The sequence below is a fragment of the Roseburia sp. 1XD42-34 genome, from assembly GCF_009917385.1.
Lineage (GTDB): Bacteria > Bacillota > Bacilli > Bacillales > Amphibacillaceae > Virgibacillus.
This window is the reverse complement of record NZ_QWLJ01000030.1, coordinates 33,193-58,711: the sequence shown is the minus strand read 5'-3', so window position 1 is coordinate 58,711 and position 25,519 is coordinate 33,193. Positions and strand designations below refer to the sequence as shown.

The window sequence follows — 25,519 nt, the reverse complement described above, 5'->3', positions numbered from 1 at the left end:
GACACCTCGTATCATACCAAGGGGGCATTTTTTATTCAATCCTCATTTTGCTTTATTACAGGAATGCTTTCTTATCTATGAACAAAACATAAGCGCCTATTTAGAACGCATCAACTGAGATAAAGTGAAACTTCAATCAACCGGGGTTTTCTTTCATCCTCCGCTGATTGTTAACTGAACGAATCGGAGATTTAGATGCTGCTATCCCCCACTTCGACTTGTTGCGAAGTATAGATCCAACGAAGTGAGGATCTTACAGTATCTTATATACGGGATAAATGAGTACAATTTTAACTAAGCTAGCTATAGTATTTTAATAATTTTCTTGTCCTTTAAAAGCTCGTCATTAATCATTTAGTCCGCAATGTTTTTCATGAAAAATGAACTCACCCAGCCCCCCACTTCCCTGAATACAGGCTGTGTAACTAGCAAAAACGGAGAAATCTTTATCTACCTCTGTTGGAATAAAAGCATCTTAAATAGATAGGTTGGATATTCTGGATAGTCTACAGGCAATAGAGTATATTATAATAAAAGCAAAATTTCATTCAATAGGGGTTTTCCTCACCTATTAAGTGTTGGTTCCATAGGCATATTCAGGTGCTGTATCTTCCTCTTAAAATTCTTTGTAGTAGTTTTAAATTCTAAAGGGGAGCCTCTTACGGCACATTACGTGCGAGATGAAATGATTATTCAGGTCTAAATAAGTGGGTGATACAGTTGATAAACACAGATTTATTTTTATTAATTGAGAGCTCTAGATTGAAATTTACCGTAGTAGATGAACAAATTTGCGCTTATTTCTTAGAAGGAAACCCTCCTCTCAAGCAATCATCTATTGCTCATAAAATAAATGTATCTACTGCTTCTATAACAAGATTTTGCCAGAAAATTGGCTTTGAAAACTATAAGGAATTTATCTTTACTTATCGAAATACTTTAGAAGAGCTTACCATCGATAAAAATAATGTTACGCATAATCTTAAGTTTAGGTATAAGGAACTTATTAATAATATTGATGAAAATTTAGATATTCAAGATATTCAAACCGTTTGTGAATATATTTATAGGCATAAAATAATCCATGTTTACGGATTAGGATTAAGCGCAATCGCGGGAGCAGACTTTAAATTTCGTTTCACAAGAATTGGAAAGTTTGTTGAAGTTGTCCAAGACCATAATTCGATTGAAATGATATCCTCCCTACTTAATAAGGATAATTTAGTGATTTATTTGTCATTACGCGCTAAAAATCAATATGTGTTAGACTCGCTGCTCCAGCTTCAGCAGCAAGGGACATCTATTATCATGATTACTTCAAACCAATCGCCAGAAATTAGAAAGCTAGCAAATGTTACGTTACTGACGTCCACTTTAAAAAACACGAATGAAGTTGGCCAAATCTCTGTACAGATTCCGCTTCTTATTATAATTGATATGATTTATTCCCAGTATATTAGCATGTACAGAGAGAATATAAGCAAATGGATCCACACAGAACATGCTTATTTACAAGGTCACAATATGTAATGCAAGCGACTGTAAAGTGAATCTTCACTCAGTGGAGGTTTTCATTCATCGCCGATAAATAGTTTATCGTAATAGTAGAACCTAAAGCCTTCTTTTGAAATAGGGATTTAGGTGCTGTTATCCCCCACCGAGGCTTGTCGCTGTACAGATTATCCAACTCCTGAAGTGAGAGACTTACAGCACCTTATATGTGTGATAAGAAAAACCTAAATTAGCAAGCAAAGCTATCCTTCATAAAATAAAGGAAAATTTTAATAGTAGCTGTAAAACAAACATAGTTATAGACAGTGAAAGTTGTAAGCTGTTTTTAACTAATCCTAAAATTCGGGGGAATGCTTTGCATCTTTTTCAACAGTACCAATTCTTTGCTGATTAAGCATTATGAAGCAAGTGGTTAATAAACCCACAGAGCCAATATTTTAATAGCTTAAAGAAAAGGGGTATAGAATGACACAATATCTCGCATTTGATTTTGGAGGCACTTTTATAAAATACGCGTTGGTAGATGAAGAGGCAACCATTTCTTTTGAAAATAAGATTCCTACTCCCGAAAGTTTACAAGGATTGATGAATTTTATTCAACAAACTGTCCAACAAATAAAGCTAAAGGAAGACATTCAGGGGTTAGCGATTAGTTGTCCAGGAACAATTACAGCTACTGGAGATGTACAAGGTACCAGTGCCATCCCATATTTGCACGACCTTTCCTTAAAGGAAACACTTCAAGAGATAACTGGCGAACAAGTTGCAATAGAAAACGATGCAAATTGTGCAGCTCTTGCTGAACTATGGAAAGGTGGTGCGGCCGGTCTTCAAAATGTATTAGTCATTGTCATTGGTACAGGCATTGGCGGTGCCATTATTTCAAACGGCAAACTATATCGAGGTGCCCATCTGTATGGTGGAGAGTTCGGTTATTCTATTTTGTATGCAGACCCAGAAACAAAAGATATCAATCATTGGAGTCACATGGGTTCGACTTCTGCAATAATAAGAAAAGTAGCTAAACAAAAAGGAGTACCAACAAATCAGTTTTCTGGTGAACAAATTTTTGCAATGGCTGAAGATGGAGATGCGATATGCCAGCAGGCTATTGATGAATTTTATTTCATACTAGCTACAGGCATATATAATTTACAACATATCTATGACCCAGAAATCATTTTAATTGGTGGCGGAATCAGTACACGACTCGATTTTATGTCTACATTATCTACTAACATACATGAGATCCAAGAAATGATGAAAATAGGTAACCCGCACGGGAAAGTTGCCACTTGTACTTTTTTACAACGGGCAAATCTTATCGGTGCAACGTATCATTTTATTCAAACCAATCACTAAAGAAAAGGTGGTAACTATGTCACAATACAGATTTCCAAATGACTTTTGGTGGGGAAGTGCTGCTTCGGCTACCCAAACAGAAGGTGCTGCAGCAATTGGGGGAAAAGGTAAAAACATTTGGGATTATTGGTACGAGCTAGAACCGAATCGCTTTTTCCAGCAAATAGGTCCAACTGAATCATCCCGTTTTTATGAAAAATATAAAGAAGACATCGCATTAATGAAACAATTAGGTCATAATTCCTTTCGCTTATCCATTTCCTGGTCTCGACTCATCCCTAATGGCACTGGAGACGTCAACCAAGAGGCTGTAGCATTTTATCATCAAGTACTGGATGAGCTTCACAAAATGGGAATCGAACCTTTTGTAAATCTATATCATTTCGATATGCCACTAGCATTACAACGAATAGGAGGCTGGGAAAACCGAGAAGTTGTCGATGCTTTTCAGGCGTATGCACGTGCTTGTTTTCAATTATTTGGTCCGAAAGTCAGCAAATGGTTCACGCAAAACGAACCAATTGTACCTGTGGAAGCAGGTTATTTATACGATATGCACTATCCCAATGTCATAGATTTTAAACGAGCTGTCCAAGTAGGATATCACTCTATCCTTGCTAGCGCTAAAGCGATTCAAGCTTATAAAGAAGAAAGACACCAAGGGAAAATAGGTATTATCTTAAATGTTACACCGTCCTACCCAAGAAGTAACCACCCCGCCGATGTAAAAGCTGGAAGGATTGCGGATTTATTATTCAACCGCTCTTTTTTAGATGTTTCTGTTAAAGGTTATTTTCCCGAAGAACTTGTGCTATTACTTGATGAACACGATCTTTTGCCACCTACTAAAGCAGAGGATAAAGCAACCTTCTCGCAGCACACGATAGATCTATTAGGGGTAAATTATTATCAGCCCCGTCGAGTAAAAGCAAAAGAAAACGCCCCTCATCCAGATGCACCTTTAATGCCAGAGCATTTTTTTGACGCCTATGAAATGCATGGAAGAAAAATGAATCCATACCGTGGATGGGAAATATATGAAAAAGGAATCTATGATATTTTAATAAATTTGAAAAACAACTATGGCAATATCGAATGTTTTATCTCTGAAAATGGAATGGGAGTCGAGAACGAGGATCGATTTAAAGACGCATCTGGGGTTATTCAAGATGATTATCGAATTACCTTTTTTAAAGAACACTTAAAATGGGTACATAAGGCTTTAGCAGAAGGCGTAAATGTAAAAGGTTATCACGTTTGGACGTTTATGGATAACTGGTCCTGGATGAATGCATATAAAAATAGATATGGATTAGTAGCCGTTGATTTAAATAATAACGCAAAACGTTCTATTAAGAAAAGCGGCTGGTGGTTTCGAGATGTTGCTACTTGCCAAGGATTCTCCGATGAATAAACAATATCGACTTACATTTCAGCCGTGGGATCTCCTCACGGCTTACTTTATTCAAAAACATACCAAAAAGATAAAGTGGAATTTTCAATCAGCAGAGGTTTTCTTTCACCCCCAACTCATTGTTAGTACCGTAATCGTAAGACCGAAAGGCTTCTTACAAAATAGTACATTTAGGTGCCGTTATCTGCAGCTGTTGTAGTATCAATTCCTCAATACCTGCAGTAGGATTCTTACAGCATCTTATTATGGCAAGGCAACAGTAAATGTCTGCTTACTGATTATTAATCCACCCTCTAGCCTGCAACGTTTTAATCCTCTGCTGCTTTCCTTTGGGATTAAAATGATGCAAATTACCTTCAGTCGGATGACTATGACAAGTTTTTTCTTGAACTCCTTCGTCTAAGAAAGTTTATTACTTAGGGATTTCTCATCTAAAATAAATGAAAAATAAACTTTAAAACCAATAAACTCCAAAAGCATCTTAGCCTATGTATGTTTACCTTTATCCCCCTTATCTGCAAACCGCTTGAAACTATCGTTTTCCTAGCCTACTATGCTTGGAGTGTTGCAATACATTAGATGCATCTATTAGTTAAAAGTCAATAGGTTAACCTACTAGTATAATTGTGAAATTTCGATCAATAATAAGAAAACAAATATTCTATTACTGATAACTAACTTTTTTAGGTGTTTTTGTCGATTTTTGAGCTTTTTTGTTGAATCAATTTCCCAGTATGCTATATTAAAAATGGGAATGGAAATATTTAGCAGATTTCAGAACTTTTCTGCTAATTACAAAAATATAATTCTTTAAGGGGATAGGAACATGACGAAACAGAGTCAATTTTCAATGCCGTCTATTAATCTATTTGGCCAAGGGAGTATTCAAGAAACTGGTTCACGCTTAAAAGATGCAAATGCCAAGAAAGCGCTTTTAGTAACGGATGATGGTCTATTTAAATTAGGAATTGCAGACAAAATTGCTAGTATTATTAAAGCAGCTGGATTGGAAGTAGAAATTTATCCAAAAGCAGAGCCAAATCCTACTGACAAAAACGTTGCTGATGGTGTGAAAGCTTTTAAAGCAGCAAATTGTGATTCCCTCGTATCGCTTGGAGGTGGATCTTCTCATGACGCTGCAAAAGGAATTGGGCTAGTTGTATCAAACGGAGGGACGATCCACGATTATGAAGGGGTAGATAAGTCTGAAAATCCGTTAGTGCCTTTAATTTCCATTAACACAACTGCTGGAACAGCAAGTGAAATGACAAAGTTTACGATTATTACAGACGTAAAGCGCCATGTAAAAATGGCAATTATTGATAAGCATGTGACACCATTAGTATCCATTAACGACCCAGAATTAATGGTTGGACTACCGCCAGCTCTAACTGCTGCTACTGGATTAGATGCTTTAACGCATGCTGTTGAAGCGTATGTATCAACTGCAGCAACGCCAATGACAGATTCAGCTGCTGAAAAAGTTTTTGAACTTATTCCTGAATATTTACCACGCGCCTTTGCAAACGGACAGGATATAGAAGCACGTGAAAAAATGGTTTACGCACAATTCTTAGCTGGAATGGCATTCAACAATGCTTCTCTAGGATACGTTCATGCGATTGCTCACCAAATGGGTGGATTCTATAACTTGCCACACGGCGTATGTAACGCGATTCTTTTACCACATGTATGCCGTTACAACCTAGTAGGTCGTGAAGATCGCTTTGCTAAAATGGCAGCATATTTAGGTGAAAGTGTAGAAGGCTTAAGCAAACGCGAAGCAGCTGAAAAGGCAGTTGCTGCTATCGAACGCCTTGCTAAAGATTTAAACATTCCAACAGGCTTTAAAGAGCTTGGAGCAAAAGAAGAGGACATTCCTACACTTGCAGAAAACGCAATGAAGGATGCTACTGCTGCAACGAACCCTAGAAAGCCGAAACTGGAAGAAGTTCAAGCAATCATTCGCCAAGCAATGTAAGTCTTTTCGGATATAGAATTAAATCCAACCCGCGCGCAAGAGGTAACTAAAAAAATTCAAAGATATGATTCTCCATTTATTCATGAGAATCATATCTTTTTCATTACAATAAAGTGAGGATAATGTCGGCTCTATTAATTGTACCCCTTTTACATTCTTATCCTGATTACCGCCTTTTGAACACACAACACATTAACTAACTTTATCTTGCAATTGAATCTCATGCTTTACCTTTAATCTTCCCGACCAACTCAAATATGTCCAGATACGCATCATCTTTTCAAATGGACCAGACCGAAATCTTTTTATATAATAAAAGCTTACCATCATTTGGATAGCAAAAATGACAATAGATAGTCCAACGCCAGAAAGAACGCCTAGTTTACCAAATAACCCTAGACCGTATCCGTAAAATATACTTATACATACCATTGTTTGTAATAAATAGTTACTTAACGAAAGCTTTCCAACTGCTTCAAGCCCTTTCACCACCATATCATACGATTTATGGTGAAACAGAACAGAGAAGGCAAAAATATATCCAAAGGCGAGCACTGGTCCACCTAAGCTAAAACATAAATTAGTTATTCCCTCTTCATTGATCATTAGTGGTAATGACTTAAGAGCAATACCGCTAACGATAAACAAAATCGCTAATCTTCTCCAACGCTTTTGGTATCTATCCAGATTTACAAACCATTTTCGGTTAGCTGCATACATTCCAAACAAAAACATAGGAAGCAATATGAAAGGTGTAATCAATAAGGTTGCTGCTAGTTCCTCTTCCGTAAACATTTCAAAGAAAGGATCCTCACTGCTAAATGCTAAAATATCCGCATAGCTACCATTTTGATAAACTTTTTTTGACTTTTCTATATGATCTTCCATCACGGAAGCTTCGTCTATAGGTGCGTCTACCTCTTTACCCCCGTAACTTAAAAATGTAGTTATAAGTAATAAGGCTATTGCCCAGATTAAAATCGTTTTCGTTCTTCGTTTTAGAAATAGGAGCAAGATAAATCCGATCATTCCATAAATGAATAAAATATCCCCTTCCCATAAATAGGAGCCATGAAGATAACCTATTATCGAAAGCAGGAGAAACCGCCTTGCTAAATAACGCTTAACAGGCAAACGCTTCACTTCTAATTTCTCTTTCATCTTTATCATGCCGTAACCAAACAGAAAAGCAAAAATCGGCATAAAGCTTGTTTCAATAAATATTTCAATTAAATGACGGGTGATATGATCAAACTTGGAAACGGAAAAATGCTCTAATTCATCTTTTCCATACATTCCATATTGAAAAATTAACATATTCGCCATTAATATGCCAAGTAAACTAAAACCACGTAATTGATCGACAACTGTTATTCTTTTGTTATTCAATCTTCCCATCCTCCACAATATAAGTTTAACTATGAAATATCATACATTCCCATCCTTACGTTGATCATTAATGCATATTACAAGAGGAGAAACACAGCTATAATGAGGTAAGGTTTTCGTAATGTTTCTGTGATAATATAAAATAGGAGGTAGGTGTCATATAATGGAAAATTTAACTATTTTATTAGTCGACGATGAAGTATCCATCGTACAAATGTTAAAAAAAGTGTTACATAAAGAAGGGTATTCCCATATTAAAACAGCTTACAATGCTGAGCAGACCTTGCAACAAATTAATCACTATGATTTTGATTTCATTGTTCTTGACGTGATGCTTCCAGACGGAAACGGGTTCGATCTAGGACCTAAGATCCGCGAAAAATCAAATGCACATATTTTATATTTAACTGCAAAAACAACTGACTTTGATATCTTAACAGGCTTCGCCATGGGTGCAGATGATTATGTAACAAAACCATTCAATCCGCTTGAAATTGTGGCACGTATGAAAGTAGTGCAAAGGCGGCTAACTCACTCAACAGACCAACAAACATCTAGACTTAGACCATTTATTCATAATTTTGGTCATTTTCAAGTGAATGAAATAACAAAAGAACTGAAAGTTAATGGACAAGTAGTCTATTGTCCTGCTCTAGTCTTTCGCCTGCTAGTGTTTTTATGTCGCCATCCGAATCAAGTTTTTACAAAATCCGAGTTACTTGAGGCAGTTTGGGGACTGGACCAATATGTAGATGAGAACACTGTAGTTGTTCATATTAGAAGAGTACGAGAAAAGATTGAACCAAATCCCAGCCAACCAAAGTACCTCATTACGGTTAGAGGCTTAGGGTATAAATTAATTGCGGAGCGTAACGTATGAATTCAATTAAACGGAGAATTGCTATCCATTTCTCACTTCAATTTATTCTAATGATTTTGTTAGTTACAGGTATTATACTTCTTATCTTATTCGTGTGGATAAAGGAATTAATAAATTATGAAATCCATGGTAATTATCCAAATGGTATGTTGGATGCTATTGTAACAGAAACCGTTGTTGATGATAACCATACTGTTCTTCCTGAAAAATGGATGAAGAAATTAAGAGAAAAAAACATGTGGTTACAAATCATTAATAAAACCGGTGTAGTTATCTATGAAGAAAATACTCCTAAAGATTTACCAAACCAGTATTCATTGAAAGAAATCATAAACTTAGATAAGCAGAAGACGTTAGGTGAGTATCAAATTGCTACATTAGTAGATTCTTTTTATTATAATGACCCTTATTACTTTGTCCTTGGTTATCAAGATGAAACTCAACACCTGTTAACGGAATGGGGACAGTTAGCTAATGAAGGCGGCAGTATTAAAGAAGAACATATTCCTAAATTGCAAAAGGAAGTAGAATCTTTAGGTGGATATTTAGACATCGTTAAGCCAAATGGCGATGTGATCAGACGAATTGGCAAAAGCAATAAACCCATGAAATACGATAATTTACAAATTACAGCACAGTTAGCTGAACCTAGCCACTATGGAACATCCATTCATGTAACAGATGTAGGAAATAACCTTTGGGTATTGCATTCCACATTGGATGAATATCAAGGAGAGGACTCCATCGTTCAGAAAGCTATTTTCGCTTTAATCTGTGTAAGTATTACACTACTAATCTTCATCATTTGTTTATCCATATGGCATGGAATTCGTTACGGACAACCTTTGCTACTATTTATCAGTTGGTTGGAACGAATGAAAAACGGTCAATTTGAAAAAGTGTTTACAGAAAAAGAAAAACAAAAATTATTTACTAAAAAAAATCAAATTAAAAGAAGATTTCGCCTCTACAGAGAAGTCATTGATGAAATTTACGATATGGCAGATCAGTTTTCCTCCCTTGAGAAAGAACGTGTACAACTCGAAAGGAAACGAGATGAATGGATGGCAGGTGTCTCTCATGATTTGCGAACCCCGCTTTCAACTATACAAGGCTACGCGCACTTGCTAGAAAGTGCACAATATCAATGGAATGACACTGAACTTAAAGAAATTGGTGAAGTCTTGCGTGTCAAAAGTGACTATATGCTTAACCTTGTAGAAGATTTCAGTTTTATTACTAGATTAAAAGAGCAAAAAGGAGAGGATGCCTTTTCAAGTATCGATATAAAAACAGTCCTAACAACTTGTCAATATAAATACAAAGAATATAAAAATATTCATATTTCTTTACCCAGCCAATCACTACTCATAAGAGGAAAGGAACAATGGCTAGAACGTTTACTAGATAATTTGATTATGAATGCCGAAAAACACAATCCTCCAAACACCCAAATTACTGTTACTGCAACATCGCTCTTACCCTATGTGGTTATTATAGTAGAAGATAATGGCATAGGAATGGATGATGAAACGAAACAAAATCTTTTTACTCGCTACTATCGTGGCACATCTAGTGCAGAACAAACAGCTGGAAGTGGATTAGGGATGAGTATTGCAAAAGCTATTGTCGAAGCGCATAATGGCTTCATTGAAGTTTCATCTCAACTTCAAAAAGGAACGCTGATTAAAGTAAAAATCCCTTCAACTAAAATATAATTAATATAATTCCATTATCTCTATAACTCCTAGGGCAAGTAGATATTTGTCACATTACTCTAGGAGTTATTTACTCACATAGACACAAATTTAGTATCCGTTTTCAACTTCAGATATGGATTCTATTATTGAGACTAACGTTTTACACTAAGAAGATTGGTAGAAACTAACTATTTAATTCTGTTCTTCCCATTTCGTCACCCTATTCAGCATAAGCCTCCGTTTTGATTAAATCTAATTGTATTGATCAATACTCCAATCAATATAGAGTGAAACTTCATTCAGTAGGAGTTTTCTTCCATCTCCTACTGAATGTTAGTACAGCAAAGGGTACGGAACTAAAGGCCCTTAAACGAATTGGGCATTTACGTGCCGTTTGCTCCCACTTAGACATTTTTGTATCCATTCAAGATTTTGATATAGGAGTCTTATCGCACCTTACATGCGGGATAAATATTACGATGAGACTCCCAATAGTTCAATTACGCGTTTCGTCAAGTTCGGTACAATCTCAAAAGAATATGTCATTTCAACCCGTTCCAGACTCTTATGCGCGTCCATACCGTATGGTCCAATATTAATCACTGGTACATTTAATTCTCGAATATCTTCATAAGATACCTTGTGCTTTGTTCCCCATCCAGGATTATTATCTATCACGGCTTGAATATCTTCTTTCGAATCACGGATAGCTAGAAAGCTCATATCTGAAATATGTGGAAAAAAATGCCGTGACGCTATAGGGTGCGGATAATTTGGTTGCACTTCCGCTACAGCCTGTTCCATAGCGGTTAAAATCGCCGCCTCTTTTTCATTCTCTTCCGATAAATCAATCCTTGGCGAATACAAAGAAGAGTAAAATAAAATAATAGCAGGTGCTTTATCTTTCATCCATTTCCAAGCCTCTTCTACTACATACACTGAAAATAGCCGCGTATCTAAGTCCTCTTGTTGGAGGAGAAAATTTTTAAATGCTTGCATATGCTGTATAAACGCCTCACCATGCTCTTCTATTAATAACTCCTTCATTTCATTGTAAGTAAGTACTCTAGGTCGCCACCCGAGAGTAGAAACTGCTTCTCCTCTTTTCTCCCCATATTGCTGAAAGCGCTGCTCTAATTTAGTAACTGCACGTTCAAAAGCGATATAGGCCTCTGTTTTCAATTTCTCCAATACCTCTTTTGGGGACCAGGAATGTGTAAAAAAATTATAGTACACATAGGCAGCTAAAGCCGTTTGCGTTGTATAAGTCGGTTTGAGATCAGATTGTTTAAGGGTTACCGGCGGCGGTGTCACTTCTCCGTATGCCTCATCACATAGATCTGGATTATAATTGATTTGACTGGTTAGCTCGGAAGCAATAAAATTAGGATCTAATCCTTCAAAGCAAGATCCTACATGCGTTTCTGCCCCGGTGATAAGAAATGTTGGAAGTAATTTCCCTACTGTTCCTTTATATATATAACGATTCTCGTCACCTGCAAATGCAGGAGACACAAAATCAGCATTGATAGCAACTGCATAGTCAAAGCCTTGTTTCGTTTGCAACTCTTTTAATATCTTTAACGCTGACAAAACGCCATGCGAGCTATCTTCCTCATCGCAAGCCGCTAAAAACACAAGATTACCATCCAACTCTTCTGGATGATTTGCATAATACTTCAATAAATATAAATGACTGGCAAGCCCACTCTTCATATCCAAAACGCCTCGACCAAACAACCAATCCTCCGATTCCAAATGTGCTTTTACAGATGATGACAATGGTTCATCGTGAAGGCGTGTCATCAATGCTTCTGGCGAGCATGCTTCATTTTGCAAATGCTGAAAATCAAATGTATCCACCGTGTCCAAATGTCCCATGAGTATAACCGTTCTACTGCTCTGTCCTTTTGTCCCTTTAACAAATGCAAGCACATTGTACCTCTCTATATGATCATTTACAGTTGGTTGTAAAATAACTTGATCTGTATGTTCTCTAAAATAATGGTAACTGGAAATAATGGAATAGAGCGACGACGCCAGCGTCTTTTCCCCATCCGTATTTACGACACTCTCTATTTGTACGAATTGCTTTGTCAAATGCAATATTTCTTCTCTGCAATCTAACATGCTATTCCTGCCTCCCTTATACTGTTTTCACAAGAAATCATACTATTATGATAACAGATTTTTTTCTGATTTTCAGGCCCTGCTGCAGTAACTTTTACCATAGGGATAAAAACCTTCCGTGTATACGTCCGCTCCAGCCAATTAACAATTGGCAACGAAAGGTCCCTTTCATTGATTACTCACAATATCCAATTATCCTTCTAATCCTCATTTGAATATTTCAATTATTTTTGTTATTATTTAAAAATTAACAACTTTCATTTTATACCCTTTCTTGGAATTAAATGATATGAAGGGAGCAAACGTATGCAAGAAATACTGCAATCTATTACAGAGCTTCTTTGGGGGCTTCCTCTCCTTATTGTTATTCTCTTTACTGGCCTGTACTTTACAGTTGGTAGCAAATTTTTTCAATTTATTTACTTGCCTCACATTTTTAAAAAAACATTGCTTAGCATTTTCAAAAGAAAAAGTTCCCATGATAACACAACCTCCAAAGGCATTATTACTTCCTTTGAAGCAGTAAGTACAGCTATTGGCGGGTCTGTTGGTGTTGCAAATATCGGCGGGGCATCAACAGCAATTGCTGTTGGGGGACCAGGAGCTATGTTCTGGCTATGGGTTTGTGCCTTGCTTGGGATGATTATTAAAACAGTTGAAGTAACCCTGTCTGTGCATTACCGCAGTACGGACGAAAACGGCGATCCATATGGTGGACCAACCTATTATATGGAAAAGGGGTTAGGAGAAGAGCGGAAATTTCGTTATTGGATGATACCTGCACTTTTATTTGGTTGTGGTATTTTCGGAACCTTCTTTTTCACCCTGCAAAACTACACCATTTCTGAAGCAGTAAGCTCTACATTTGACATAGGTATGATTCCCGTTTCATTAACACTTATGCTCGTTACTTATTTCGTCATTTACGGTGGTTTAAGACATATAGGAAAATTTGCAGCAAAGCTGGTTCCCTTCATGGTCCTATTTTATATTCTGTCTGGACTATATATTATTTTGAGCCACTTCACAGAGATTGGCAACGTGTTTTCTATTATATTCCAAGGTGCTTTTGGAGGAACTGCAGCAGTTGGAGGATTTGCTGGCGCAGCAGTGACTCAGGCTATTAGCATGGGAATGGCCAGATCCGTTTATAGTAACGAAGCAGGCTGGGGGACTTCTCCTATGGTTCACTCGACCGCTAAAGTAAACCATCCGGTAAAACAAGGACTATGGGGTGCTTTTGAAGTATTTATTGATACGATCGTTGTTTGTTCTGTCACTGCTTTTGTTATTATTATTACTGGAAAATGGTCTTCTGGCATGTCCGGTGCGGAATTAACGTTAGCCGCATTTGAAATGGGAATCGGTGGTACGGGAAGAATCATTATTACCATTTCCATCTTTCTATTTGGACTAACGACACTGACAGGATGGTTTGTATATTACGAGGTACTGCTTCGCCACTTATTGCGAAACAAAAATCAAACCTTTAAGAAGCGCATATTAACGTTTTACAACTGGTTCTACCCGATTCCAGGCACAGCATTAGTTATTTATGCTGTAAGTTATGGTCTAACAGGGCAAACCGTCTGGTACTTTGCCGATATCGCTTCAGCCATCCCTACATTCATTAATGTCGTGGCTATTTTGTTATTAAGTAAAACGTTTTTTACCTTGCTTCAAGATTATAAGGCAAGATATTTAGGCATTGGGCAAATTGATCCAACTGTACACCTATTTTATGAGGATACGCAGTCAAAAACAGAGCAAAAAATGAATATTTTGTAAACGTTATGCAACAAATACGATCACATAGTGTATTTGTGGGGAGTTCTTTGGTATGCTAAATTTATAAAGAAAACCTTCGTTCAGTTAAGATATTTTTCTTTCAACTCCTACTGATAGTTTACTCCAGAAGGGTATGACTTAAAAGTTTCTGAACAAATTGGGCTATAGATGCCACTTTGTCGTAATTAGACCTTTTATCAGCTCCATGCTCCTCAAAAAGCGGGAGACTTCCGAGAACTTACATTTCAAATAGTATAGATATTTTTTCTTTTTTCTCTGTACTTCCCTTTTTTATCATTGTCATTGAATATCATTTTCATTTGTTTTTTAATAAAAACATTTCATTTGCGCTTGATTTTTAAAAAATCTACAATAACCTACATGAATAAGGCTTTTCACCTCTCATTTTTCTGTAAAAAGTAGCAAAAAAGGTAAATCCTTGACAAACAACGACTACTAATTAATAATAGATGTGTAATTAGAATTATTATAGCTAAAGCTTTTGCTTTTTAGCTCATACATCAAAATACTTCTAGGAGGAAGATTGTTATGTCTTTAATAGGAACCGAAGTACAACCATTTTCTGCAAAAGCCTTTAAGCAAGGCGAGTTTATCGACGTTACAGAAGAAAATTTCAAAGGGCAATGGACTGTGCTCTGCTTTTACCCAGCAGACTTCTCATTTGTATGCCCAACAGAACTAGAAGATTTGCAAAATGAATACGAAAATCTAAAAAAACTCGGTGCTGAAGTGTATTCTTGCTCTACAGACACACACTTCGTACACAAAGGCTGGCACGACGCCTCTGAAAAAATCAATAAAATCGAATACGGCATGATCGGTGATCCATCTCAAACACTAACTCGTATGTTCGATGTGTTAAACGAAGAATCAGGTCTTGCTGATCGTGGTACATTCATCATTGATCCAGATGGTGTTATTCAAACTGTAGAAATTAATGCAGACGGTATCGGCCGTGATGCAAGCACGCTTGCTGATAAAATCAAAGCAGCACAATATGTACGTAACAACCCAGGTGAAGTATGCCCTGCAAAATGGAAAGAAGGCGAAGAAACACTTAAACCAAGCCTTGACCTAGTTGGTAAAATCTAAGGAGTGCTTTAAATGGTACTAGACCCAGAGATTAAGTCACAATTACAGCAATATCTTGAACTATTAGAAAACGACCTTGTGCTTAAAGTAAGCACTGGGGACGATGATATATCACAGGATATGCTAGCTCTTACTGATGAGCTAGCAAGCATGTCCAGTAGGATAACTGTTAAGCATACACCGTTACCAAAAACCCCAAGCTTTAGTGTTAACCGTGTCGGTGAGGATTCGGGCATTGCATTTGCCGGTCTTCCTCTTGGACATGAATTCAATTCATTAGTGTTAGCTCTATTACAGGTTAGCGGAAGAACTCCAAAATTAGATCAGAAGGTCATCGATCAAATTAAAGGAATAACTGATGAATATCATTTTGAAACATACGTTAGTCTAAGCTGTAACAACTGCCCAGATGTCGTACAAGCGTTAAATATGATGAGCGTGCTTAATCCAAATATTTCACATACCATGATTGATGGTGCAGCGTTCAAAGACGAAGTGGAAAGCAAGAACATCATGGCAGTTCCAGCCGTTTATTTAAATGGAGAATTCTTCAATGGTGGACGAATCACACTCGAAGAACTTCTAGAAAAACTGGGACATGGCGTAGACGCCTCTGAGCTTTCCGAAAAGGATCCATTTGACGTTCTTGTCGTTGGCGGTGGTCCAGCGGGTGCAAGTGCAGCCATTTATGCTGCGCGGAAAGGAATCCGTACCGGTATTGTTGCTGAGCGCTTTGGCGGTCAAGTTCAAGATACATTGAGTATCGAAAACTTCATTAGTGTCAAACGTACAGAAGGACCAAAGCTAGTAGCTAATTTGGAAGAGCATGTCAATGATTACAACATTGATGTAATGAACTCTCAACGTGCAAAGAACATCGAAAAGAAAGATTTATTCGAACTTGAATTAGAAAATGGTGCGGTACTAAAAAGTAAAAGTGTCATCATTTCCACAGGTGCTCGTTGGAGAAATATCGGTGTTCCTGGAGAACAGGAATTCAAAAATAACGGTGTAGCATACTGCCCTCATTGTGATGGTCCATTATTTGAAGGAAAAGATGTTGCTGTTATTGGCGGGGGTAACTCCGGAATTGAAGCAGCCATCGATTTAGCAGGAATTGTTAAGCATGTTACCGTTCTTGAATTCGCACCAGAATTAAAAGCAGACGAAGTTTTACAAAAACGGTTATACAGCTTACCAAACGTAACCGTTATAAAAAATGCACAAACGAAGGAAATTACAGGTACGGACAGTGTAAATGGTATTACCTATATAGACCGGGATAGCCAAGAAGAGAAATATATTGAGCTCCAAGGTGTATTCGTACAAATTGGTCTTGTTCCTAATACAGAATGGCTTGAAGGTAAAGTTGAACGTAATCGCATGGGCGAAATCCTTGTAGATAAGCAAGGACAGACAAATGTCCCAGGCTTATTTGCTGCAGGAGACTGCACCGATAGCGCTTATAACCAAATTATCATTTCTATGGGATCAGGTGCCACTGCCGCTTTAGGCGCCTTTGATTACTTGATCCGTAACTAGTCATATAGATAAGTCGTTATGCTGCCAAATGGCAGTATGGCGACTTCTTTAAAAGATAAGAAAGTATAAAATGAGGTGCTTGGGGATAAAGAAATAACCGAATAAGCCACGTCCGGCCCCATCACCCAGCAACTAGGCGACTTCACGAATCGCCCTACGATAAGGCCTCATCGATCCGTCTTTAAGAGGAAGACCGATTAAAAACGGGCTTACCGCCCAGACGTCGGCATACCCCTGTTTAAGTGACGTGATTCCTTTATTTTTAGTTGATTTGTTCCATTTACTACGTTGCTAAACGGGTGCTTGCGCCTTTGTTCCGTAAGATCATGTAGAAGTAATTCCGAATATTACTGTTATGAAAAAGTGAAAACGATTTGTACCATTCCTTTATTTTGAAATTCACCTAAATATAACTTTAGCTCCTTTCGGAAAAACGTCCTGCCTCAAAGTATACATACCTTTTCCCTATCTGTTTGATCGCTCTACATTAAAAAATGAGTCTCTACTTAAAAATATCTTTCCTAACTTTAACGTAAATAAATACACATCTGCCCATTATTTTGCATAAGATATCGTGCGTGATTACGATTATGGGAAGGAATGAATAACGTGTATAATTATCCATACTTGTACCCCACCTATCCTGGCTATTACAATGCACCGCTCTATCGCGGGAGCTATCAGCCAATGTACTTGCAGGAAGCTAACCCTATGGGTTACCAAGCCTCACCCTATTTTTTAGCGTATCCAGATCAAGGTCTACCGGAAGCCACTCGTGTTACAGATTATGGAGGACATCCATATGTTGTAAATATTGAAAAAGCTACCACGCAAAATAATACATTTCGTACTGCTATATGGACCGGTAACCATCTCCAAGTGACGTTAATGAGTATTCCTGTTGGTGATGATATTGGGCTCGAGGTACATCCAGATACCGATCAGTTCTTACGTATTGAAGACGGGCAAGGTTTAGCACAAATGGGAAACAGGAGAAACAACCTTTATTTTCAGAAAAAAGTATCTGCCAACGATGCTATTATGGTTCCTGCTGGCACATGGCATAATGTAACCAATACTGGCAGCAAACCACTTAAGCTCTATTCCATCTATGCTCCCCCAGAGCACCCTTTTGGCACAGTGGATCGAACAAAGGCAGACGCAGCAGCAAGAGAAGAAGAGCCTCATTATCAATAGCTATATTGAACAAATGCGCAAGCGCCCGGTTAGTAACGTAGCGAATGGAAAGAAGCAACGAAAGATAAAGTGAACCTTCGACCAGCAGGGTTTCTTCATCCCCGCTGATGGTTAGTAGCCCAAGGGTATGACCTAAAGGCTTTGAACGAATAGGGGATTTAGGTGCTGTTACCTCCCCGCTTAGACTTGTTCAGCTCACATCTTCCATTCTTAGACCGTGGGAGTCTACAACACCTTTTTATGGGATAAAGGAATCATGCCACTAAAACTAAGGTTATTTCGTTATCCCCAAACACCTCATTTTATACTTTCTTACCTTGCAAAAAAGAGTTCAATGAAATCAAACATTTCATTGAACTGTTTCCACGTATTGTCCCAATTTTGGAATGAAACGAATAGAGCAAAACACCATTATCCCTTACTAGGGAAAATCGTATACGACCAAGAATAAATAAAATCAGCCACAAAAACAATACTCCATATCATACCAATAGAAAAGATGGTTTCATTTGGATAAGGGGAATTTTTGATATCTCCCTGATCCACCCATGATAGATCTGTCAAATATGATTTCATTTCCTGCCAATTGTCTGTTCCCAATGACCAAAAAATCGTTTGTACAATTAGGAAGATAACGAAGTGAATGAGTGAAGAAATACGATACTTTTTCGCAACATATTTAGGATCTTTATTTCTTCTTATGGCGGCGTAATCTTTTTCTGTAAGCAATTCTACACCACGAAACTTGCCAATTTTACTACGCATCCAACGATCTAGTCTTAAAAAATCAACAATACCAAATGTACATGCATAGATGACAAAAATGGTAATAACGATAAGAAACGTCGAAATCTCCCCTGTCTGCATATATACATACACACCTAATAGAGCTTCTGCAGCTAATAAAAACAAGAATAAAAGAATAAACAGCACGCCCTGCTTCGGCCGATTCAAAAAATAGCGAAATATACCAAATAAAATCAAAGAACCAAGGGATAATATTTCCGCAGCAATAAACAATTCCCAGCTATAATCAACTACTATTTCCAGAATAACTTCTCCCTTCTTCCTTGGATTAACTCCAAATTAAAATATTAGCCTACTCGATTTTCCACTTGGTTAATCCAAGTCAAATCCGCCTCTAAATGTAATAACGTCCCAGTAACTAATAAATATCGACGCTCATCCCCTTCAAGTATTAATTCAGTTTTTAATTTTGTTAACTCCATAACTTCCTTAACGATTAATTCTTTTTGTTGTGTCAACATCAATTTTTCCAGTTCCGAATTCGTTTTTCTGGCACAGCTCCATTTAAAGAAAAAATCTTCTTTGGTGTTGCTATAGGCTACTGGTTCTATTAGCCATTTATTCAATTCCTCTTTCCCTTTTATGTGGATATCATATAACCTTCTGTCCTCCCCATCCATTCCTGGTGAAGTAACAAACCCATCCCGGATTAGACGATCAAGCGTGGTATATATTTGACCAGGATTGATTTTCCCCTTAAGTCCAAGCAGAGAATCCAGTTCTATTTTTAATTCATAACCATGACATTGTTTAACCGATAATAGTGTTAAAATCCCATATTTTACTGACATGTTAATCAACCTTCTTTAAGTGATGATGCAACGTTTTGACTCGTAACGTTTCTACTGGAAACCCAAGCTGCACAAAGACTTAAGGTAACACCAGCAATCATAGCTAGTATAACGTTAACAAACGGCAATTGAAAAGATATAAAACCTTCCATAAACGTCCATTCACTAGTTACATATATGAGGAGCGCACCGATTATAATCCCACCAAATACTCCAGCTAGCCCTATTAGCAACCCTTCCAAAAGTACCATTTTACGTACCTGTTGCTTTGTAAAGCCAATAGCCCGCATCGTACTAATTTCTGATTTTCTCTCTAATGTATTCATTAATAACGTATTAGCAGTACCAACGCTAGCTAAAAGGATAATCAGCAGCAACATAATTAAAATAAGGTCGTTCATCCCTTTGACAGCAGAAGTTGTCGATTCAATTTCTTCCTCTAGGGTTTGCACTTTTGCCAAATGGTCTCCTAAATCATTCCACAATTCTGTACGTACCTGTTCAGTTTGCTTATTAACCGTAAGCAAAATATCAAACGCGCTAGACCAGCCAAATTCTGTCTGAAAATGACGGTTATCCATAAATGCAACATACCCTGAATAATGCGAGGTATTTACTACATCGATCACTTCATACCTTTGTTTTCCAGAAGGAGTATTCATCTCTATCGTTTGCCCTATATGACCTCCCCATTCATCAAAGGCCCTACTTCCAAGAATAACCGATGGCTGATTTGCTAATTTCGTATAGACACTTTTTTCAGCCTTGAGTAAAGAGGGACCATTGCGGTTAACCGAAAAAACAGAGAATTGCCTATCTTCTCCTTGCGTCGTTTTCCAAGTAATCGGTTTTGCCTCAGCTAAAGGTTCAACATTTGTCACAGATTCGTAGGACTGAATCTTTGCTATATCTTCTTGTGTCCAAGGGGATTCAGACGTGACGCGAATATCTCCCCCATATGTCTCCCTAATTTCTTTTCCAATCGACTTAGGAGCTGATTCAATCGCAGCACCTAGCAATAGGATAATAGCGATACCTACAGCAAGAATAGCAGCTGTATTTGCATTTCTATTTAACTGTTGATCTAGGTTTTTGACAGCAACCCTACCAGGAAAATAAAACAAGAGCTCTAATACAGGTTTTAAAACCCATTTTAATCCCCTGACAAAGCAAGGAAATAGTAGAACCGAGGCTATTAAAATGGCAATATATGAAAGGGCACTATCTACAAAAAGAAAACCTAGCAATCCCAAACCTAAGATATTCCTGATTAAAAAACGATGCGATGTAGGTTGATTAGTGTTTGCTTCCTTTATAGCCAATAAAACAGGTGTTTTTCCCGCAACAAAACTCGGAAATATTGAAAAAATAACAGGAAATATGAGCCCAATCAAACTAGCTATAATAATTGGCAGTTCCCATTGCAGTGTGTAAACCATATCAAATTTAAACACACTTAGTAGCGTCGCCATAAATATATCTCCAAGCCATACACCCAAAGGCACTCCAATTAGCGTTCCTACTGAAGCTAGTAAGGTCATTTCAACAAGTACCAGCCTAAATACAGACCTTTGTAAATAACCGAGGCTTTTCATCACGGCAAACTCTTTTCTTCTTTCCATAACGCTTGTGTAAATCATATTAAACACGATAAACCCGCTAATACAGATAGATAAAACAGCTACTACATAAAAAAATGCATACAGCCCTTCAATATCGTTACTTTGTAAATCATCTGCAACTACTGGCTGAATATACATATTTGTATCTTTAAGCACTTGTTGCACGGATTGAAAAAGTTCTTCTCCATCCCCTTTTGTTTGAAATCGCATATAAGAAATATCGTTATCCATTCCTGTCCATTTTCTTAACATATCCAACGGAGCCATAATGCGAAAGCTTGTTGAATTAGCATCTTCCCAATTGTCAGGACTTGCAAGTAATTGGGTGTATTCTACAATTGCTGATACTTTTGCTGTTCCTAATCCTTCAATAGCAATAGTGTCGCCAACCTTTTTGTCCAACAACTCTGCTACCGCTTTTGGAATAACAAATCCCTGATTATCCAAGCTTCCCTCAATAACAGGAAGTTTAAGTAACGAACTAGCTTGATCACTTACGCCAGTAATACGAACAGATCTTTCCTGCAAGGTACGTTTTTCATTAAGTTCAAAGAAACCTTGCTTATCCAGTGCTAGTAAGGAGTTCGTAACTTCAGGGTTGTTTATAACACTAGATACTTCAGCTTCAGAATAAGTATGTTCATCACTTAAAATCCAATAATCGGCATTGGCTACATACATGTTTTCATAATATCGAAAGACGTCACTGGTCGTTCGATCAGCGATTAACATTGCTGTTAAAAAGGAAACCCCAAAAATAATTGCTACTAAGGAAAAGAAAAATCGCTTTTTATGGGTTGTCATATTACGCCATGAAATGCGCCATATATTTAGCATAATCTTCATCCTTCCTAGAAATAATCTTCTCAATAACACCATCCCTAAAAAGAATGATCCGATCAGCAAATCCCGCTGCAAAGATATCATGCGTAACCATGACAATTGTCTGGTTATGTTTACGATTAAAGGTCAACAATAAGCGTAGAATATCCTCTGCTATCGTTCTATCCAAATTTCCTGTTGGCTCGTCAGCTAATAATACAGAGGGGTGATTAACAAGCGCCCTCGCAATAGCTACACGCTGTTGCTGACCACCACTAAGGAGATTAGCCCGCTTTTTCTCAAAACCTTTTAATCCAACCTCTGAGATTAAGTTAGTTATTGATCGTTGGTTTCGTTTCCTTATTTTTCCATCAGCGTGAATAGGAAATGCGATATTTTCTTCCACTGTTAAAGTTGGGAGCAGCTGATAATTTTGAAACACAAACCCTAAATGTCGTCTGCGAAAAATTGTTCTTTTCTTTTCGTTCATTTCCTGTAAGGACTGTTGATTAATTTGTATATCGCCACTCGTCGGTAAATCAAGTCCTCCTATTAATTGCAGCAATGTACTTTTCCCAGACCCGCTAGGACCCATAACAGCTACAAATTCTCCTTCATTAATTTGTAAATTTACTCCTTTTAGTACTTGAATTTTTTCTTGTCCTTGCATATACTCTTTAGTTACATTATGGACTCGAATCACATCTAGCTCTCCCATCATTTTTTGTTTATCACGATTATATACTAAGTATATATAATAAATCAATTTTTTGCGAAAAATAGCCAAAAAAAGACCATTACCATATATACTTAGTATATATGGTAATGGGAGGTTTATTATTATTACTTCATTCTTTTATAAGTAGGAGGTTTTCACTCAACCTCACTAGTCGTTATAACCCCAAGCATATGACTTAAGATCCTCTTCTTAAGCGAGAGGGTATTTAAAATGTTGTTATCTTCGAATTAAACTTATTGGAATACAGACTATCCAACTCCTTGCGCAGGAAACTTAACGCACCTTACATAAGATAAAAACAGCATTTTAATTACTAGCTAATTACCGCTATTCCACTCCATCACATATTCTTTTTCTCCTGTCGGTTCATCTAATTGTTCGGCTTGGATCTGAAAGCCATTTTTACGATAAAAACGAATTGCCTGCTCGTTTTTCTGATACACTTTCAATTGAATTTGCTTCCGTTGCTCTTTTACAAATTGTAAAAGTTTTTTTCCGTATCCTTTGTCCTGATACTTTACATGGACGAATAACGCAGCTAAGTAATTATCGACCATAGAAATAAAGCCCACAATTCCCCCCTCTGCATGGAGGACACGCGTTTCTGCCATTGGTAAGTACGTTTCTTTCATCGCTTTTCGTTGCGAATCCCAATAGCTTTGCATGATAAAGCCATGTGCATATAGTGAACCTTCATACCAGATCTCTACTAACCTATCTAATTCATCTGGATGATATTTTCTTATTTTCATTCTAAATCACCTGTTCACATATTTCGTCTATTTACTGTTATTCTTAGTTACAATTATTTTACTTCCGCAAATTAATTTTAATTTTTACGTTCTACTACCCATCTCCTCTGTATTATCAAATGGGTCGAAGATAACTTATTTTACCAAATGAACTTTCATTCGCACAATACTTTTAAAAATAGTTCACAGTATCCATCATTCAATTGTAACAGTGAAAGTTGGAACTTTCCTTCCAAGGAGATGGGTCTTGCAGTTCATATCAATTTCCACACTACTTTAGAATTTGAAACGTAAAATATTATTTTTTGTTTATCACATGGGGAAATCATTTATGATGCAATGCTTTCTTTAAGCAACAGAATATGTACATGGATTAACATAGTAGCCCAGGCAATGGATTCATGCCAAATTCAAACGAAGAAATGCAATTATCCTCATTCAAAAACAGTTAATACAGCAAAGAAAATCATGAACATCTTTATTTATGATATCTGGTGGCACGTATTAACATCTATGAAAAGAGCATTATTCGACTTGTTAAATAAATCCGCTCCTCTATAATCCCATCGGTTGGTCATTACAAACTGCTATAATGAGTTAAGTAATAACTTCATTATAAACATCACTCCAGCTTTTTTTTGCCTTTTCCATGTAAATATCTATTGCTTCTCCAATAAATTTTTCCAATTCTAAAGACATAAAGCTGAAATGAAATAGAGCTTCACCTTCTAGTTCCAACTCATCAATTTGCTCTAATAATTCCTCCCCAAACATATTCACAATGAATTCCATTAGCTGTTCGAGGGTAGTCTGAACTTCAGCCTGATATGGCAGATATCTTTGTTGATGAAATTGTTGGAGCTGCTGAATATATATCATCGTCTCCCGTTCTATAACTAGCCTTTCCTCTTCTGATAAATGACGCATAAAGATCTGTTCAACGGTCGACGGTGATAAATGTTTAGCTAACCACGCCTCAGTATGTCTTTCAGTTTGTGTAGCGTGAATAAGCGTGAGTAACAGGTCGCTATCTATTTCATTGGTCTCTGTAATTTTCTCTACCCGTGAAATGGTGCGAATAACATGATCAAGATGTTCGCGCTTTTCTTGCAGTAATTTTTTTTGTTGCTCTAAAGTTTCACCCATGTTTTTCCCAGCGTTTTCACTAAGATGTTCTATAATTTCCTTCAAAGAAAATCCCAAATATTTTAAGGTAACTATTTTTTGCGCTTTAAATATATCAGCATGCGTATACAGGCGATGACCATGTTCTGTATAATCTGCCGGTTTTAATACCCCTTTTCGGTCATAATACTGTAACGTTCGCACCGTTGTACCAATCATGTTCGCAAATTGTTTCACTGTGAAATACTCTTCACCCATTCAAAATCCCCCTCTCTCACTTTTCTATCTCAGTTTACCTTATGACGTAGCGTAATAAGCAAGGGTAAGCTTGTAGATATCTGCTAATCAGTTTAAGCACTCTCAGGTCTTTGGTCCTTTGACTCCATTGTCCGCATTAATCTGTGGTGATGTACTTTATTGAAGAACTTCTCTAAATCGATATCGATAACCCAACGATAGCCATCCTTTATATAGCTTCTCGCTTTCCTGACTGCGTCATGTCCTCGTCTATTCGAACAAAGGCGCGGGGCGCCCGTTTAGCAACGTAGCGAATGGAACGAATCAACTAAAGTTTTAGGAATCATGGTGAGGCACGAACCAATGATGACTTATCGTAGGGCGATTCGTGAAGTTGACTAGTTGCTGGGCGATGGAGCCGGACGTAGCTATTCCGTTATATCTCACCCAAATATAGCCTCCATGAAGTTCGTGTTCCTAAGAGCGGAGATTCGCCACCGACTTCCTTCAGATACCTAGACACCCTTGTTTTAAACTAACCACTACTACTGCATTCGTGGATCGGGACTTCAACTTCAACCCAGAGAATATGCGCATGCCTGGCACACTAAAAAGT

At 37.3% G+C, this 25,519-nt stretch carries 18 protein-coding genes; 10 read left to right on the top strand and 8 right to left on the bottom strand.

Annotation, left to right across the window (positions count from 1 at the left end; genetic code table 11):
- Positions 1–711: 711 nt before the first annotated feature.
- The 4 genes from D1839_RS14505 to D1839_RS14490 all read left to right on the top strand — a co-directional run bounded on the left by D1839_RS14505 (position 712) and on the right by D1839_RS14490 (position 6,269).
- On the top strand, positions 712–1,530 hold the full coding sequence (locus D1839_RS14505) for a MurR/RpiR family transcriptional regulator (protein ID WP_120380654.1): 819 nt from the start codon (positions 712–714) through the stop codon (positions 1,528–1,530).
- 447 nt (positions 1,531–1,977) lie between these two features.
- Positions 1,978–2,874, top strand: coding sequence for an ROK family protein (locus D1839_RS14500; RefSeq protein ID WP_120380653.1), 897 nt, complete (start codon positions 1,978–1,980; stop codon positions 2,872–2,874).
- A 16-nt stretch (positions 2,875–2,890) separates the two neighbouring features.
- Positions 2,891–4,288, top strand: coding sequence for a glycoside hydrolase family 1 protein (locus D1839_RS14495; RefSeq protein ID WP_120380652.1), 1,398 nt, complete (start codon positions 2,891–2,893; stop codon positions 4,286–4,288).
- 826 nt (positions 4,289–5,114) lie between these two features.
- Positions 5,115–6,269 carry an iron-containing alcohol dehydrogenase gene (locus D1839_RS14490; protein ID WP_120380650.1) on the top strand — a complete coding sequence of 385 codons (1,155 nt, stop codon included), beginning with the start codon at positions 5,115–5,117 and terminating at the stop codon, positions 6,267–6,269.
- Positions 6,270–6,461: 192 nt separating this feature from the next.
- Here the strand turns inward: D1839_RS14490 and D1839_RS14485 are convergent, their stop codons facing one another.
- Positions 6,462–7,658 (bottom strand): DUF418 domain-containing protein, encoded by a 1,197-nt coding sequence (locus D1839_RS14485; protein WP_199690214.1) that lies wholly within the window; start codon positions 7,656–7,658, stop codon positions 6,462–6,464.
- A gap of 163 nt (positions 7,659–7,821) precedes the next feature.
- Here D1839_RS14485 and D1839_RS14480 point away from each other — a divergent pair, with 163 nt between their 5' ends.
- Together D1839_RS14480 and D1839_RS14475 are read left to right on the top strand one after the other, a co-directional pair.
- Positions 7,822–8,538: a response regulator transcription factor gene (locus D1839_RS14480; protein WP_120380648.1), complete on the top strand. Its 717-nt coding sequence runs from the start codon at positions 7,822–7,824 to the stop codon at positions 8,536–8,538.
- On the top strand, positions 8,535–10,256 hold the full coding sequence (locus D1839_RS14475; protein WP_120380647.1) for a sensor histidine kinase: 1,722 nt from the start codon (positions 8,535–8,537) through the stop codon (positions 10,254–10,256). The genes D1839_RS14480 and D1839_RS14475 overlap by 4 nt, the downstream gene beginning before the upstream one ends.
- Positions 10,257–10,712: 456 nt before the next feature.
- On the opposite strand, the gene D1839_RS14470 is transcribed toward D1839_RS14475, so the two are convergent.
- Entirely contained in the window at positions 10,713–12,368 is a 1,656-nt protein-coding gene (locus D1839_RS14470) for a M20/M25/M40 family metallo-hydrolase (RefSeq protein ID WP_120380646.1), read from the bottom strand.
- 306 nt (positions 12,369–12,674) lie between these two features.
- Here D1839_RS14470 and D1839_RS14465 point away from each other — a divergent pair, with 306 nt between their 5' ends.
- The 4 genes from D1839_RS14465 to D1839_RS14450 all read left to right on the top strand — a co-directional run bounded on the left by D1839_RS14465 (position 12,675) and on the right by D1839_RS14450 (position 18,008).
- The gene (locus tag D1839_RS14465) at positions 12,675–14,156 is read left to right on the top strand and encodes an alanine/glycine:cation symporter family protein (RefSeq protein ID WP_120380645.1); all 1,482 of its coding nucleotides are present in this window, start codon (positions 12,675–12,677) and stop codon (positions 14,154–14,156) included.
- Between the two features lie 549 nt (positions 14,157–14,705).
- A complete protein-coding gene (gene ahpC / locus D1839_RS14460; protein WP_050349839.1) occupies positions 14,706–15,269 on the top strand; it encodes an alkyl hydroperoxide reductase subunit C in 564 nt (187 codons plus the stop codon).
- Between the two features lie 12 nt (positions 15,270–15,281).
- The gene (gene ahpF / locus D1839_RS14455; RefSeq protein WP_120380644.1) at positions 15,282–16,811 is read left to right on the top strand and encodes an alkyl hydroperoxide reductase subunit F; all 1,530 of its coding nucleotides are present in this window, start codon (positions 15,282–15,284) and stop codon (positions 16,809–16,811) included.
- A gap of 609 nt (positions 16,812–17,420) precedes the next feature.
- Positions 17,421–18,008: a cupin domain-containing protein gene (locus D1839_RS14450; protein WP_166554461.1), complete on the top strand. Its 588-nt coding sequence runs from the start codon at positions 17,421–17,423 to the stop codon at positions 18,006–18,008.
- 411 nt (positions 18,009–18,419) lie between these two features.
- Here D1839_RS14450 and D1839_RS14445 read toward each other — a convergent pair whose 3' ends face one another.
- The 6 genes from D1839_RS14445 to D1839_RS14420 form a co-directional block, all read right to left on the bottom strand.
- Complete coding sequence (locus D1839_RS14445) at positions 18,420–19,028, bottom strand: hypothetical protein (RefSeq protein WP_199690212.1); 609 nt, start codon at positions 19,026–19,028, stop codon at positions 18,420–18,422.
- Positions 19,029–19,102: 74 nt separating this feature from the next.
- The gene (locus tag D1839_RS14440) at positions 19,103–19,606 is read right to left on the bottom strand and encodes a PadR family transcriptional regulator (protein WP_120380641.1); all 504 of its coding nucleotides are present in this window, start codon (positions 19,604–19,606) and stop codon (positions 19,103–19,105) included.
- Between the two features lie 5 nt (positions 19,607–19,611).
- Positions 19,612–22,065 (bottom strand): FtsX-like permease family protein, encoded by a 2,454-nt coding sequence (locus D1839_RS14435; protein WP_120380640.1) that lies wholly within the window; start codon positions 22,063–22,065, stop codon positions 19,612–19,614.
- Positions 22,034–22,753, bottom strand: coding sequence for an ABC transporter ATP-binding protein (locus D1839_RS14430; RefSeq protein ID WP_120380659.1), 720 nt, complete (start codon positions 22,751–22,753; stop codon positions 22,034–22,036). The genes D1839_RS14435 and D1839_RS14430 overlap by 32 nt, the downstream gene beginning before the upstream one ends.
- A 353-nt stretch (positions 22,754–23,106) precedes the next feature.
- Complete coding sequence (locus tag D1839_RS14425) at positions 23,107–23,541, bottom strand: N-acetyltransferase (RefSeq protein ID WP_120380639.1); 435 nt, start codon at positions 23,539–23,541, stop codon at positions 23,107–23,109.
- Positions 23,542–24,138: 597 nt separating this feature from the next.
- Complete coding sequence (locus D1839_RS14420) at positions 24,139–24,924, bottom strand: MerR family transcriptional regulator (RefSeq protein ID WP_120380638.1); 786 nt, start codon at positions 24,922–24,924, stop codon at positions 24,139–24,141.
- Positions 24,925–25,519: the final 595 nt, after the last annotated feature.

Bases quoted from the DNA above. Each gene is read 5' to 3' on its own strand.
- D1839_RS14500 (WP_120380653.1), top strand. From the start codon at position 1,978: ATGACACAATATCTCGCATTTGATTTTGGAGGCACTTTTATAAAATAC.
- D1839_RS14495 (WP_120380652.1), top strand. From the start codon at position 2,891: ATGTCACAATACAGATTTCCAAATGACTTTTGGTGGGGAAGTGCTGCT.
- D1839_RS14490 (WP_120380650.1), top strand. From the start codon at position 5,115: ATGACGAAACAGAGTCAATTTTCAATGCCGTCTATTAATCTATTTGGC.
- D1839_RS14480 (WP_120380648.1), top strand. From the start codon at position 7,822: ATGGAAAATTTAACTATTTTATTAGTCGACGATGAAGTATCCATCGTA.
- D1839_RS14475 (WP_120380647.1), top strand. From the start codon at position 8,535: ATGAATTCAATTAAACGGAGAATTGCTATCCATTTCTCACTTCAATTT.
- D1839_RS14470 (WP_120380646.1), bottom strand. From the start codon at position 12,368: ATGTTAGATTGCAGAGAAGAAATATTGCATTTGACAAAGCAATTCGTA.
- D1839_RS14465 (WP_120380645.1), top strand. From the start codon at position 12,675: ATGCAAGAAATACTGCAATCTATTACAGAGCTTCTTTGGGGGCTTCCT.
- ahpC (WP_050349839.1), top strand. From the start codon at position 14,706: ATGTCTTTAATAGGAACCGAAGTACAACCATTTTCTGCAAAAGCCTTT.
- ahpF (WP_120380644.1), top strand. From the start codon at position 15,282: ATGGTACTAGACCCAGAGATTAAGTCACAATTACAGCAATATCTTGAA.
- D1839_RS14440 (WP_120380641.1), bottom strand. From the start codon at position 19,606: ATGTCAGTAAAATATGGGATTTTAACACTATTATCGGTTAAACAATGT.
- D1839_RS14435 (WP_120380640.1), bottom strand. From the start codon at position 22,065: ATGCTAAATATATGGCGCATTTCATGGCGTAATATGACAACCCATAAA.
- D1839_RS14425 (WP_120380639.1), bottom strand. From the start codon at position 23,541: ATGAAAATAAGAAAATATCATCCAGATGAATTAGATAGGTTAGTAGAG.
- D1839_RS14420 (WP_120380638.1), bottom strand. From the start codon at position 24,924: ATGGGTGAAGAGTATTTCACAGTGAAACAATTTGCGAACATGATTGGT.